This window comes from Martinezella lusitana (genome assembly GCF_016901135.1).
Taxonomy (GTDB): Bacteria; Pseudomonadota; Alphaproteobacteria; order Rhizobiales; family Rhizobiaceae; genus Rhizobium; species Rhizobium lusitanum_D.
In genome coordinates this window covers 275,165-288,865 of record NZ_JAFEVL010000075.1, presented here as the reverse complement: position 1 = coordinate 288,865, position 13,701 = coordinate 275,165, and the positions used below count along the sequence as shown (strand labels likewise).

Here is a 13,701-nt window from a genome sequence, read left to right as displayed (position 1 = left end):
TTCATTCCCTGTTTTGCATATGGAAGGCCAACCGCTCGATCGGCTCCCAGATGATCGCTCTCAGCCTCTCGTTTTCGACGGTCTCGTCCATGGCGCGGCGGAAGCACAGCAGCCACTCGTCGCGCTCCCTGGGGCCGATGGCGGCGACGAAATGCCGGCTGCGCAGGCGCGGATGGCCGCGCTTCTCGATGTAGAGCTGCGGCCCGCCAAGATAGCCCGTCAGATATTCGTAGAATTTCTCCTGAGAGCCTTCGAGGCTCGGCGGATGCACGGCGCGGCAGTTGGCCGCTTCCGGCAGCGTGTCCATCAGCTGGTAGAAGCGCGCCGTCAGCGCCCGCACGGTTCGATCGCCGCCGATCGCCTCGTAAAGTGTGATGGTTTCTTCGCTCAAGTCCCGGTCCCTGTTTGCGATGTCCTACATGGCAACCGGCAGACCATGCCGCAACCGTTGAAATGGCCGGTGCGGCGTTTCGGCGCTGTTTTATTTGGTGGTCGCCAGTTGAAAAGAGTCGCTTTCCCCGGGAATGAGTTCGAGCGACCAGATCGTCTGGCGCCTCGTCTTGGGGTAGATATGGCCGTAGGCGGGCATGGCGGACAGTAGGATCTCCGCCAGTTCGACACCGAGATCGTAGAGCGATGTGCGGAAGCAGGTCAGCGGCGGTTGCAGGAATTTGGCGCGTGGCGCTTCGCGAAAGCCCACGACGGCAATATCACGCCCTGGAATGATGCCGGCCTCCATCATCCGTCTATAGAGGCCGATGGCCATCAATTCGTAGATCAGGATCACAGCCGTCGGCCTCTCTTCGAGGCTAAGCAATTCATCGGCGACCTGATAGCCACCCTGTTCGCTCGATTTGGCGCGGATCACCAGCGCCGGGTCGTAATGGATGCCATGCCGCTCCAGCGCGCGACGATAGCCCTCCACGAAGACGAAGCCGAGATTGATGTCGCTGGCGGGGGTGCTGATGGCAATACGGCGATGCCCATGTGCCACGAGCCGATCGACGGCACAATTGGCGACGCCGTCGAAGTCGAGGTCGGCCCAGGGATGCTGCCCGATTGAGAGGCTTCGACCAAGTGCTGCGAAAGGGATTTTCGCTTTGGCGAGCAGATCGAAGCGCTTGTCGATACGCTGCGTCTCCGAAATGATCATCGCATCGACGACGCGTCTCGCCACCATGCGCTTCAGATACTCGTAGGGATCCTCATCATTGGGGCAGGGGAGCATGATCAGATCGAGGTTGTGGCGCGAGAACACACTCTGCAGGCCGCCTGTCACAGTCAGAAAGAAGTTGTCGCTGTTTTCAACCGTTTCCCTGCTGGATTGGATCATCAGGCCGATGACATTCGTGGTGCCTTGCCGCAGGCTGCGTCCGGATTGGTTGGCCACATAGCCCAGCTGTTCAGCGGCGGCGAGTACGCGCTTGCGGGTCTCCTCGTTGACATCAGGCTTGCCGTTCAACGCGCGTGATACTGTGCCGATCGAGATATCGAGATGGTCGGCAAGCTGACGAATTCCCTTCATCGGCTGCGGTTTTCCTCCATACGCCATTTTCCGTAGTCCTCTTCTATTGACACAGGAAAATCTTTTCGCATAGTATCGTAAACGTTTACGGAGCGCGTGTCATGAGGGGTTAGACACAGCCCGCTGGAGGATATCGTGAAATTCAATGCCATTCTGTGCGGGTGCGGAGCCATGTCCAAGGGCTGGCTCAGGGCCATCGCCTCGACACCCGTGCTTGCCCAATCCATTCAGGTCGTTGGCCTGGTTGATCTCAACCGCGCGACCGCGGAGAATCTTGCCAAGGAATTTTCTCTCGACAATGCCGTCATCGGCTCGGATTTGGCCGAGGTCATCGCCGCGACCAAGGCCGACCTGGTCTTTGACGTTGTCATTCCGGCCGCGCGTTTCGGCGTGGTCTCGACGGCGCTGAAAGCCGGTTGCCATGTGCTGAGCGAAAAGCCGATGGCAACCTCGCTTGCCGAGGGTGCAGCCCTTATCGAGCTTGCCGAGCAAGCGGGCAAGGTCCATGCCATTATCCAGAACCGCCGCTTCATCTCGGGCGTGCGCCGTATGCGCCGCTTCGTGGAGGAGGGTGTGATCGGCGAGCTCACAGGTATCCATTGCGATTTCTTCCTCGGCCCGCATTTCGGCGGCTTCCGCGAGGAGATGGACAATGTGCTGCTGCTCGACATGGCGATCCATACGTTCGACGCCGCCCGTTTCGTTTCCGGCAAGGTGCCGGTCTCGGTCTATTGCGTCGAAAAGAATCCCGTGGGCTCCTGGTACAAGCATGGCGCTTCGGCCCATGCGCTCTTCGATTTCTCCGACGACGTCGTTTTCAGCTATCGCGGCTCCTGGTGCGCTGAGGGACGGCGCACGAGCTGGGAAAGCCAATGGCGGCTGACCGGCAGCAAGGGCATGCTGACCTGGGATGGTGAAGAAAATTTCGAGGCCACCATTGCCGGCCATGAGCCGGGGCTGCTGCATGGCTTCACGCCCATCGAGGTACCTGGCCCGAAGCATGAAGAGGAGACGCATGGTCATGCCAGCGTCATCGCCTCCTTCATCGAGGCGATCAGGACCGGCAAGCCGCCCGAGACCGAAAGCCGCGACAACATCCGCAGCCTCGCCATGGTTCTCGGCGCGATCGAAAGCGCGAAGACCGGCCGGCGCGTCGACATTTCAGCACAAGGACAGTGACATCATGACTAATCCGGCAAAGGCCATTCGCATCGGCACGATGATCAGGGCGACGAACGAGGATGCCGCCAAGGGCATAGCCAAGATCGCCGATCTCGGCTTCGAAAGCTTCGAACCCTTCTTCTGGCAGACGACCAACGGCCAGAACCTAGGCGAGCTCGGCAAGCGCTGCCTCGACGCCATCGGCGGTCGCGACATCACCATCTCGACCCTCGGCATGTTCGGCAATCCGCTCGAAGAGCGCGAGCTCGACCAGCAGACGCTGCAGGGCTGGAAGGATTGCATAGACAACGCCCATCATTTCGGCGCGACCTGCGTTGCCGGTTTTACCGGACGCATCCGCAACAAGCCGCTCACCGACAGCCTGCCACGCTACAAGCAGGTCTGGAGCGAGCTTGCCAAGCGGGCCGCCGACAAGGGCATCAAGATCGCCTTCGAAAACTGCGCCATGGACGGCAACTGGGCGACCGGCGATTGGAACATCGCGCATAACCCCGATGCCTGGGAACTGATGTTCAACGAGACCCCGGACGACAATATCGGGCTGGAGTGGGAGCCGTGCCATCAGATGGTCTATCTGATCGAGCCGCTGCCGCAGATCCGCAAATGGGCCAGCAAGATCTTCCACGTCCACGGCAAGGATGCGACGATCCGTTGGGATGTCATCAAGGAGCACGGTATTTTCGGCAAGGAGAAGTTTGTGTTCATGCGCACGCCTGGTTTCGGCGACAGCAACTGGACCGATATCATCTCCGAGCTGCGTCTCGCCGGCTGGTCCGGCTCGATCGACATCGAAGGCTGGCATGATCCGGTCTATCGCGATGCGCTCGAAATGACTGGTCAGGTTCATGGCCTGAACTATTTGAAGAAGAGCCGGGGTGGCGAGTTCGTCGAATAACGCATGCGTTTCAGAATCTGAATCGATTTAGGCGACAAGTTATGCCTTAATTCAAAGGCCCGAAGCGGAGAGGCGCTTCGGGCAAGACGGACACCCAAACGGAGGAACTGCCGCGCGTCTACTCCTGGTCCCATCGGACAGTCGGTCGCTCGGTAAAAGCAAGAGGAAAACGCCGACGACAGCGCGGGCCATGTCGTCGGACTGATACCGTCACGGTTCGCAGGTGGAGGAGAATGTATGAACATGTTTTCGAAGCTGGCGCTCACCGCCGGCATGTCGCTTCTGCTGGCTGCCGGTGTGGCGCAAGCCCAGAGCAAGACATTTAATGTCTGGTGGTACGAACTGCCCGACACGCCTCAGGCCGTGGCCTGGACGAAGGCACTCGGCGTATTCAAGACCAAACATCCCGATGTAACCGTCAATTTCGAACAGAAGACCTTCGATCAATTGCAGAAGGCAGGCAGTCTTATTCTCAATTCGGACCAGGCGCCCGACGTGCTCGAATACAACAAGGGCAACGCCACGGCCGGCCTCGTCGCCTCGCAGGGTCTGCTGACGCCTCTCGATGATCAATTCAAGGCGCGCGGCTGGGACAAGGTCCTGAACGAAACCAACACGCAGCTCAGCAAATACGACCAGAATGGCGTCTATGGCTCTGGTCCGATCATCGGCATTCCGGCCCTCGGCGAGTTCGTCTCGGTCTTTTATAACATCGACATGTTCAAGGCCGATGGTGTGAAGGTGCCGACGACGCTGGCCGAGTTCGAGGCTACTCTCGACCACTTCAAGCAGAAGGGCATCACGCCGCTTGCCTACGGCACGGTGGATTCGAATGCACAGCATCTGCTCTACACGCTGGCACTGACGCAGGCCGACGACACATGGGTCAAGAACTACCAGGGCCTCAAGGCGCCGCTCGACACCAAGCCCTTCCTGTTCGCCGCTCAGAAGATCGCCGACTGGGTGAGCAAGGGTTACATCTCCAAGGATTCGACCGGTCTCAAGGGGACGGATGCCGCCAACGTCTTCTCTTCGGGCAAGGCGCCGATGTTCGTCAGCGGTACGTGGAACAACGGCAATTTTGCGAATACCATCAAGACGTTCAAATGGAGCCAGTTCCTTTTCCCGACGCCGAAGTACACCGTCGGCTCGACCGGCAGCATGTTCATGGTGCCGAAGAGCGCCAAGAACAAGGATCTCGCCTATGAGTTCATCGATCTGGTACTGAGCAAGGAAAATCAGAACGAGCAGGCAAACCTTGGCGGCGTCGCCATCGGTGCCGATCCGGCTGCAATCACCGACGAGGTCGGCAAGCGCAACGTCCAGCTCTTCAACCAGATTTCCAGCAAGGGTGGCCTCGGCTTCTACCCGGACTGGCCGGTGCCCGGCTATTACGAACTGCTGATCCAGGCGACTACCGGTCTGGTCAACGGCTCGACCACGCCTGATCAATTCATCGTACGCCTGAAGAAGGCCTATGATGACGTGCAGGCGGCCCAATAACACCATCGGCGACAATCACAACGGCGGGACGGCTTTCAATGCCGCCTCGCCGTATCGGACTGGAGGATTTCGATGGAGAAATCGAAGAGCGCCGGCAAAGCGGGGTACTATTTCTACATGATCCCCGGCATGCTGGGGTTTGCGGTAGTGGTGCTCATTCCGCTGATTGCCAATTTCGTGATTAGCTTCACGACATGGAAGGGCGGCGTCATCCCGCCCCGTTATGTCGGTTTTGAAAACTATCAGAGGCTGCTTCAGGATGGCGCCTTCTGGGGCTCGATCCAGCATACGCTGCTGTTCATCATCTCGATGACGATCGTGCCCATTCTTCTGGGGCTGGTGCTTGCTGCAGTGCTGTTCGACTATATCAGCGCGCAGTTCAGCGAGACATGGTCGAGTTTCTTTCGCGCCGGCTTCTACCTGCCGCAGATTCTGCCGTTGACCGCGGCTGGTGTTCTCTGGGGATGGATCCTCAATCCTATCGGCATCATCAACGCGGTGCTGAAGGCGATCGGCCTCGATTTCATGGCGCAGAACTGGCTGGGGGATGCAAACTATGCGCTCTGGGCAGTTTCCGCCGTCATCGTCTGGGTTCAGGTCGGCTATTGCCTGGTCGTCTTCATGTCTGGATTGGCGCGCGTCGACCCTTCGCTTTACGAAGCCGCCGAGCTCGACAATGCGAGCTGGTTCGGTCGTTTCCGCTCCATCACCATTCCCATGCTCATGCCTGAGATCTTCGTGGTCGCGCTGACGACGCTGATCGCGGCCCTCAAGGTCTTCGCGCCGATCTACGTCCTGACGTCGGGCGGCCCCGACAATGCGACGACGGTGCCATCCTACCTGTCCTACTATCATTTCTTTACGACGAACCGCGTCGGCTATGCCGCATCGATCGCGACGCTGCAGACCGTGATGACCATCGTGCTCGGCATCGTGTTCCTGCGCATGCAATCGAAACAATCCGAGGGAGGACACTAACATGGCGGTCACGTCTGCGCTCTCTAACTCGGTTGCTTCGGTGCATCACCGCCAAGGAAAGGGGGTTGGCCGCTGGATCGTCCTGGCTATCCTGCTCGTCTTTCTTGCCGGAACGCTGTTTCCGTTCTTCCTGGCGGCTTTCAACGCCATCAAGACGCCTTCGGATTATGCCGCCAACGGCCCGCTCGCCTTCCCGCGGACTTTCGATCTGACGGCACTCAAGAACTTCTGGGATACGGTCAATTTCCCGCGCAAACTCTTCAACAGCATTTTGATCAGCGGATGCACGGCCATACTGGCTGTCGTCCTCAGCCTGCTCAACGCCTATGCCATCGGCATCGGCCGGGTGCGCGGCGGGCAGGCATTGCTGGTGGTCTTGCTGATCGCCATCATGGCGCCGCAGGAGGCGCTGGTCTATCCGCTCTACTATATGGCCAAGCAGGTGGGTCTGTTTGACTCGATGCTTTCGGTGATCCTGATCATCGGCGTGCTGCACACCGCTTTCGGCACCTACCTGCTCTCATCTGTCATGGCGACTTTTCCGCGCGAGATCATCGAAGCGGCACAGATAGACAATGCGAGCCGGTGGCAGATCCTTTGGATGGTGATCGTGCCGGTGATGCGGCCGACGCTTGCCGTGCTGGCAACCTTCTTCTTCATCTGGACCTGGAACGAGTTTCTGATTCCCCTGGTGTTCCTGGTCTCCAACAACAACCAGACGGTCTCGGTCGCCATGGGTGTGCTGTCGAGTGCCAATACGCAGGAGCCGACCGCGATTGCGGCGGCCTCATTGCTGGGCATCACGCCAACGGTGATCTTCTTCCTGATTTTCCAGCGTACGCTTACACGGGGCGTGGCCGTCGGTGCGGTCAAATAAACCAATGCGGAAAGTCCCAACCTTTCGGCGATAATCCGAAAGGACGGGATGCAATGAATGGCAAGTCTGACGAAGTTCGAGTTTTCCGCAGGAGGAGAAAGTGGCAGGAATCAACATCAAGTCCCTCACCAAGCATTTCGGTGCCGTGCAGGTTCTCAACGACATCGATCTGACGATCGAGCGCGGGGAGTTCGTCGTTTTCCTCGGCGGCTCCGGCTGCGGCAAATCCACTTTGCTGCGGATGATCGCGGGTCTGGAATCGATCACCAGCGGCGAAATCTGGATCGGCGGGCGACGGGTCGATCAGCTGCCGCCCGGTGAGCGCGGCGTATCGATGGTGTTCCAATCCTACGCGCTCTATCCGCATATGACCGTTCGCGACAACATGTCCTTCGGCCTGAGAAACATCAAAACGCCGAAGGCCGAGATCGAAAGACGCATCGCGGATGCGGCGAAGATCCTCGAAATGCCGCATCTCCTCGATCGCAAGCCTTCGGCACTATCGGGCGGCCAGCGCCAGCGTGTCGCGATCGGCCGCGCCATCGTGCGCGAGCCGGATGTCTTCCTTTTCGACGAGCCCCTGTCCAATCTCGACGCCGGCCTGCGCACCCGTACCCGTGTCGAGCTGGCGCAGCTGCACGAGCGACTGGGGGCGACCATGGTGTTCGTGACGCACGACCAGGTGGAGGCGATGACGCTTGCCGATCGTATCGTGTTGCTCAACAACAAGAAGATCGAACAGGTCGCCACACCGGTCGAGATTTATACGCGCCCGGCAACCCGCTATGTCGCTCAGTTCGTCGGCTCTCCCGGAATGAACTTCATCACCATGGCCAGCGTCGGCGAGACGGGCGGCCTTGCGACGGCGACCTTGCCGGATGGCGCGGTCATCAAGACGGCAGTACCGCTTAACGGTATCTCGAACTCGAAACTGACGCTCGGTATCCGCCCGGAGCATCTGGTGGTCGCGGCGGTAGAAAAGGGCGATATTGCCGGGCATGTCGAGACCGTGGAGCGCCTGGGCGACCGCTCGCTCGTCCATGTCAGGCTGAAAGACGGTTCGAAGATCATCGGCACGGATCCGGGTATGACCACCATCGCGGCTGGCTCGCCGATCGCTTTCGCCGTCGATGCGGCAAAGGTGTCGATCTTCGATGAAAATGATGTCGCGCATCATTGCGTAAATTGAGAGGAGAATGGCTCGGATGAGGTCTGGAATTCGTGAATTTAGGGTCGCCGAATAGTTCATTGACGAAACCGTCCAATTGGTATGTTATGCCGCCATGTCCACTGCGCACCATAGGAAAAAGCAGCCTCTGTTCGTCCGCCAGCAATTGCTGGAGGTGGCGGCGCGGCTGGCTTCGGAGAAGGGGATGACGGCGGTGACGCTGGATGCCGTTTCCGGCGCCTCCGGTATTAGCAAGGGCGGATTGCTGCATCATTTTCCCAGCAAGAACATGCTGCTTGAAGCGCTGTTCGACAGCCTGATCGAGCGGCTGGACGCGGCGATAGAGGAGGCGATGCGCGCCGACCCGTTGCCGCATGGACGCTTTACCCGCGGCTATCTCCATGCCTGCCTTGCGCTGCGGGATCAGCCGCAGGGAACCAAGGACTGGGCACAGGTGACGATGGTCCTGCTCAGCGAGCCGCAGTTGCGCCAGCGCTGGCGCGACTGGGTGCGTGAACGCAGCGAGGAATATGTCGGTACGGATTCCTCTGCGGATGCGGCGATCGTCAGGTTGGCGACCGACGGGATCTGGCTCGCGGACCTGCTCGGCAGCCACGACATGGACGAGAGCGCCCGCCACAGGCTGGTCGAGCGGCTGATCGAGCTCACGCAGCTTTAGGAACATCGGAGAAGACGGAATGGCGAACGCATCGGTCTATGCAATGCTGTTGATTGCGATCGTGCTGGAAGTGATCGGCACGACGGCATTGCAGATGTCGCAGCAATTCACCCGCTTCGGCCCGACGGTTGTGCTGGTGGTCTGCTATACCGCCGCCTTCTATTGTCTTTCGGTAACGTTGCGGGTCATTCCTGTGGGCATTGCCTACGCCATCTGGAGTGGGCTCGGCATCGTGCTGATTTCGGCTGTTGGGTTGGTGTTTTTCCGCCAGAAACTCGATCTTGCCGCCATCATCGGCCTGGCGCTGATCATCGCCGGCGTCCTTGTCGTCAATCTCTTTTCAAAATCCGTGTCGCACTGAAAAAACAGGTGTTATCCATGGCCGTTTTTGCCTTTGTCAAATCATTGGGGACGCACTATGTCTTGCGCAAGATAGGCTGATGGAGGCTTGAAATACGGCGCTTTTCCAAAGCGTTTTGGTTCGCATAAACTATTCAATTTCAATGGTATAAGAGGAGTGCCGTAATGACTATTCGTGCCGTCGTTTGGGGCGAGAACATTCATGAACAAACAAACAACGTCGTGGCCGAGATCTATCCGGAAGGCATGCACACGACGATCGCCAAGGCGCTGAATGCCGACGCCGGTATTGAGGCAACGACTGCAACGTTGCAGGAGCCGGAGCATGGCCTCAGCGAGGCCCGGCTAAAGGATACCGATGTGCTGCTTTGGTGGGGTCACAAGGACCACGGCGCCGTCAAGGACGAGATCGTCGAGCGCGTGGCCAAGCGCGTATGGGAAGGCATGGGCCTCATCGTCCTGCATTCCGGCCATTTCTCGAAGGTGTTCAAGCGGCTGATGGGCACGCCCTGCGCGCTGAAGTGGCGCGAAGCCGGCGAGCGCGAGCGCCTCTGGGTTATCAATCCGCGTCACCCGATCGCAGCCGGCCTCGGCGAGCATTTCGAGCTCGAGAACGAGGAAATGTATGGCGAACAGTTTTCCGTTCCGGAGCCGCTGGAAACCGTGTTCATCTCCTGGTTCCAGGGCGGCGAAGTCTTCCGTTCCGGCATGACCTGGCGCCGTGGCGCGGGCAATATCTTCTATTTCCGCCCCGGCCACGAGACTTACCCGACCTATCACAATGACACGGTCCAGAAGGTGCTGATCAACTCGGTGAAGTGGGCTCACAACCCGCTCGGCACGCAGGCGAGCATCCATGATGCGCCGAATGTGCCCGTTGAAAAGGCGCTGGAGCCGATCGTCGAGCGTGGCCCAAGACTGCACCAAGCCGGCGAAGCCGGTTATCGCTGAGGTACGATATGCGTCTCATAGTAGTTGGCACGGGTGGCATGGCGAAGAACCATGTGGAGCATTTCGCCCGTATTCCCGGCGTCGAGATCGTCGGCGCCGTTGATACGGATGCGACGAGGCTGACGGCCTTTTGCGATACGTTCGACATCAAGAACCGCTTCTCGTCGTTGGACGAGGCGCTCGCCTGGAATAACTTCGATGCGGTGACCAACGTCACGCCCGACAAGGCCCACCATCCGACCACCCTGCCGCTGCTTGCCGCTGGCAAGCACGTTCTTTGCGAGAAGCCGCTCGCGGAGAACTATGAAAAGGCACTTGAGATGACGGAGGCTGCCGAAAGGGCAGGCGTCGTCAACATGGTCAACCTGACCTATCGCAACGTCGCGCAGCTGCAGAAGGCGCGCGAAATGGTGATATCGGGCGAGATCGGCACAGTGAAGCATGTGGAGGCATCCTACCTGCAGAGCTGGCTTGTCTCCAGGGCATGGGGTGATTGGCGCAGCGAATCCAAGTGGCTCTGGAGGCTGTCCACCGGCCATGGTTCCAACGGCGTGCTCGGCGATATCGGCATTCATATCCTCGACTTCGCCGCCTATGGCGCCGCGACGGATATCGACCATGTCTTTGCCCGGCTGAAAACCTTCAACAAGGCGCCCGACGAACGTATCGGCGAATATACGCTGGATGCGAACGACAGTTTCTCGATGTCGGTCGATTTCGCAAACGGCGCGCTTGGTGTGGTGCATGCCAGCCGCTGGGCGACGGGACACCTGAACGAGCTGAAGCTGCGCATCTATGGCGAGCGCGGCGGCCTTGAAGTGTCTCATAGCCCGAATGGTTCCGAACTGCGCGGCTGCCTTGGCGATGACACCGAAACGGCGACGTGGAGGGTCATCGAGGTACCGCCGGTGCTGACCAACTATCAGCGCTTCGCCGAGGCTGTCATGACCGGCAGCAGCCAGGACCCGAGCTTCCGCCACGCTGCCAACTTGCAGCGCGTGCTGGATCTCGCCATGGTGACGGAGACGGAGCGGCGCGAACTGAAGGTTTAAATTCATAGCAGACCTTCAGGCAACGCCTTGGGAGAACATGCATGTCCACCGAGGAAAAAGTTGCCAGCCACTACACGCACGGATCGCTGGAAACGGCGATCCTGCAGACGCTTGCTGAAAACGGCAAGGATATCGAGAATCTGCGCACCAGCGATCTTGCCGGCGTCGACGAGTTCCATTTGGGGCGGCATGCGGCCACGGTGGAATTCGCCCGCGACCTCCATCTTGCCGCCGGCGTGCGGCTTGCCGACATCGGATCGGGCCTCGGCGGTCCCGCCCGCCATTTCGCCAGTGCCTATGGATGCACTGTCACGGGCATCGATCTCACCGAGGAGTTCGTTCAGGTCGCCAATTCGCTGACGGCCCGCTGCGGTCTGACTGAACTGGTGTCCTTCAGGCAGGGGAGTGCGCTGTCGCTGCCCTTCGAGAGCGGCGGCTTCGACCGTGCAACCCTCATCCATGTCGGAATGAATATCGAAGACAAGGCGATGCTGTTCGCCGAAATCAGGCGCATCCTGAAGCCTGGTGGCCGTTTTGGTCTCTATGAGATCATGCAGATGCGTGAAGGCGCGCTGCCCTATCCCATGCCTTGGGCAATGACGCCGGAGACGAGTTTTGTCTGCGGCCAGGAGAGCTACCGACATCTGCTTGAGGAGGCCGGTTTTGTGGTGGAGCTCGAGCAGGATCGCAGCGCTCTGGCGATCCGGCTGATGCACGAGATGCGGGCCAAGGCCGCTGCGGGCGAGGGAAAGGGTTTCGGGACATTGATGGGACCGAGGGCGTCGGAGCGGGGCGCCAATGTCAACATGTCGGTCGAAAGCGGCCTGATCGCGCCAATCGAGATAATCGCCAGAGCCGTTTGACGGAATCGAGAGCTTGCGGTTCCAGCGCATTGACAGTGGTGCGCCTGTTTCTGTATTGAAAATCCAACGGTAATGGATTTCTGCCGGGCCATGGTGGCCGAACCGCTGCTCTGAATTTCCCAGGGAAGCTGATGACTCCTACTCGAAACGCCTGAAAGGCGAAGGAGTAGAGTCGTGCCTGTTTTCCTGCCGTTATCTCTTTTAACTTTCCCATCCATTGTCTCCGTCAGACACGTCCGCGGTCTTGCGGGAAGGGCGAACTGATGTCCGTATCTGCATTCCTTCATCATCGTCTTCAGCAGTTTCGCAGTCTGTTCAAATGGATCGCGCTTGTCGTGCCCATGGCGGTAGCCGTCGGTTCGCTCTGCGCCCTTTTTCTTTGGAGCCTGGATAGGGCAACGGCGGCGCGTTTCGAGCATCCCTGGCTGATCTTCCTGATGCCTGTTGCCGGTTTCCTGATGGTGTTGGTCTATCAGCGCTTCGGCCGTGGCGCCGAGGGCGGCAACAACCTGATCGTCGATCAGATCCATGAGCCCGGCGGCGGTGTGCCGTTGCGCATGGCGCCCTTCATTCTCGTATCGACGGTCCTGACGCATCTGGTCGGCGGCTCTGCCGGGCGCGAGGGAACGGCGGTGCAGCTCGGCGGCAGCATTGCGAGCGCCTTCGCGAGGATTTTCCGCCTCAGCCATGCCGAGATCCGTATACTCCTCATGGCGGGCATAGCAGCCGGCTTCGGCGCTGTCTTCGGCACGCCGATCGCGGGCGCGGTCTTTGCTCTCGAGGTGTTGACGATCGGGCGCATGCAGTATGAAGCGCTGATCCCGAGCCTTGCGGCGGCGATAACAGCCGATTGGACCTGCCATGCCTGGGGCATCGAGCATACCCAGTACCATATCGGCTATCTCTCAGGCACGCCGGCGAGCACGTTCCACCTCGATGCTTTGCTGCTCGTCAAGGTCGGCGTTGCCGGTGTGCTCTTCGGCCTGATGGCGCGCTCTTTCAGCGAGATCTCGCATAGGGCGTCTGCGGCCTTCAAGAGGCTCTGCGCTTACGCGCCGCTGCAGCCTGTCATCGCGAGCGCGGTGCTGATCGGTCTCGTCTATCTGCTCGGCACCCGGGAATATCTCGGGCTTGGCGTCTGGTCGCCCAATCCCGGCGATGCGACGATCCTCGGCTTCTTCGATCCGGCTGGTGTCGATTATTGGAGCTGGTTCTGGAAGGCGGTTTTCACGATCGTGACCCTCAGCGCCGGCTTCAAGGGCGGGGAGGTGACGCCGCTGTTCTTTATCGGTGCCGCACTCGGCAATGCGCTTGCGGCCATCCTCGGCGCGCCGGCCGATCTCTTTGCGGGGCTGGGTTTTGTCGCCGTCTTTGCCGGCGCCACCAATACGCCGCTCGCCTGCATGATCATGGGCATAGAGCTCTTCGGCGCGACGCATACGGTCTACCTCGCCGTCGCCTGCTTCCTTGCATACATCTGCAGCGGCCATACCAGCATCTATTTGTCGCAGCGTCTCGGTATCGCAAAGAGCGCGGCCTCAGGCGACATTCCCTCCGGTATCGCTCTTCGCCATATTCGCGATCTCGCCATGAAAGGGCGCAGTGATGATGATCGCAAAATCGATCAAGCCCCGCCGCCGCTACAGCAGGAGCGGGACATTCAATAGG

14 protein-coding genes and 1 riboswitch are annotated in these 13,701 nt (G+C 59.7%); of the genes, 12 read left to right on the top strand and 2 right to left on the bottom strand.

Going from position 1 to position 13,701, the window contains the following annotated elements:
- Nucleotide 1 precedes the first annotated feature (1 nt).
- Together JTP94_RS33085 and JTP94_RS33080 are read right to left on the bottom strand one after the other, a co-directional pair.
- Entirely contained in the window at nt 2-391 is a 390-nt protein-coding gene (locus tag JTP94_RS33085) for a group II truncated hemoglobin (protein WP_204854578.1), read from the bottom strand.
- Between the two features lie 90 nt (nt 392-481).
- Nucleotides 482-1,525, bottom strand: coding sequence for a substrate-binding domain-containing protein (locus tag JTP94_RS33080; RefSeq protein ID WP_204854577.1), 1,044 nt, complete (start codon nt 1,523-1,525; stop codon nt 482-484).
- Between the two features lie 135 nt (nt 1,526-1,660).
- Between JTP94_RS33080 and JTP94_RS33075 the strand changes: the two genes are divergently transcribed.
- From JTP94_RS33075 to JTP94_RS33020, 12 genes are all read left to right on the top strand, one after another.
- On the top strand, nt 1,661-2,704 hold the full coding sequence (locus JTP94_RS33075) for a Gfo/Idh/MocA family protein (RefSeq protein ID WP_204854576.1): 1,044 nt from the start codon (nt 1,661-1,663) through the stop codon (nt 2,702-2,704).
- Nucleotides 2,705-2,708: 4 nt separating this feature from the next.
- Nucleotides 2,709-3,602, top strand: a complete 894-nt coding sequence (locus JTP94_RS33070; RefSeq protein ID WP_204854575.1) for a sugar phosphate isomerase/epimerase — start codon at nt 2,709-2,711, stop codon at nt 3,600-3,602.
- 237 nt (nt 3,603-3,839) lie between these two features.
- Nucleotides 3,840-5,105: an ABC transporter substrate-binding protein gene (locus tag JTP94_RS33065; protein ID WP_204854574.1), complete on the top strand. Its 1,266-nt coding sequence runs from the start codon at nt 3,840-3,842 to the stop codon at nt 5,103-5,105.
- Nucleotides 5,106-5,177: 72 nt separating this feature from the next.
- Entirely contained in the window at nt 5,178-6,083 is a 906-nt protein-coding gene (locus tag JTP94_RS33060; protein ID WP_204854573.1) for a carbohydrate ABC transporter permease, read from the top strand.
- Between the two features lies 1 nt (nt 6,084).
- Nucleotides 6,085-6,960, top strand: coding sequence for a carbohydrate ABC transporter permease (locus tag JTP94_RS33055; RefSeq protein WP_204854572.1), 876 nt, complete (start codon nt 6,085-6,087; stop codon nt 6,958-6,960).
- Between the two features lie 100 nt (nt 6,961-7,060).
- Nucleotides 7,061-8,149: a sn-glycerol-3-phosphate ABC transporter ATP-binding protein UgpC gene (locus JTP94_RS33050; protein WP_204854571.1), complete on the top strand. Its 1,089-nt coding sequence runs from the start codon at nt 7,061-7,063 to the stop codon at nt 8,147-8,149.
- Between the two features lie 94 nt (nt 8,150-8,243).
- On the top strand, nt 8,244-8,807 hold the full coding sequence (locus tag JTP94_RS33045; protein ID WP_204854570.1) for a TetR/AcrR family transcriptional regulator: 564 nt from the start codon (nt 8,244-8,246) through the stop codon (nt 8,805-8,807).
- Nucleotides 8,808-8,826: 19 nt separating this feature from the next.
- A complete protein-coding gene (locus JTP94_RS33040) occupies nt 8,827-9,168 on the top strand; it encodes a multidrug efflux SMR transporter (protein ID WP_204854569.1) in 342 nt (113 codons plus the stop codon).
- Nucleotides 9,169-9,332: 164 nt separating this feature from the next.
- Nucleotides 9,333-10,118 (top strand): ThuA domain-containing protein, encoded by a 786-nt coding sequence (locus JTP94_RS33035; protein ID WP_204854568.1) that lies wholly within the window; start codon nt 9,333-9,335, stop codon nt 10,116-10,118.
- A gap of 8 nt (nt 10,119-10,126) precedes the next feature.
- Nucleotides 10,127-11,170 (top strand): Gfo/Idh/MocA family protein, encoded by a 1,044-nt coding sequence (locus JTP94_RS33030; protein WP_204854567.1) that lies wholly within the window; start codon nt 10,127-10,129, stop codon nt 11,168-11,170.
- A gap of 41 nt (nt 11,171-11,211) precedes the next feature.
- The gene (locus JTP94_RS33025) at nt 11,212-12,033 is read left to right on the top strand and encodes a cyclopropane-fatty-acyl-phospholipid synthase family protein (protein WP_204854566.1); all 822 of its coding nucleotides are present in this window, start codon (nt 11,212-11,214) and stop codon (nt 12,031-12,033) included.
- A 59-nt stretch (nt 12,034-12,092) separates the two neighbouring features.
- Nucleotides 12,093-12,181, top strand: a riboswitch (Fluoride riboswitch).
- Nucleotides 12,182-12,296: 115 nt separating this feature from the next.
- A complete protein-coding gene (locus tag JTP94_RS33020) occupies nt 12,297-13,700 on the top strand; it encodes a voltage-gated chloride channel family protein (protein WP_204854565.1) in 1,404 nt (467 codons plus the stop codon).
- Nucleotide 13,701 lies beyond the last annotated feature (1 nt).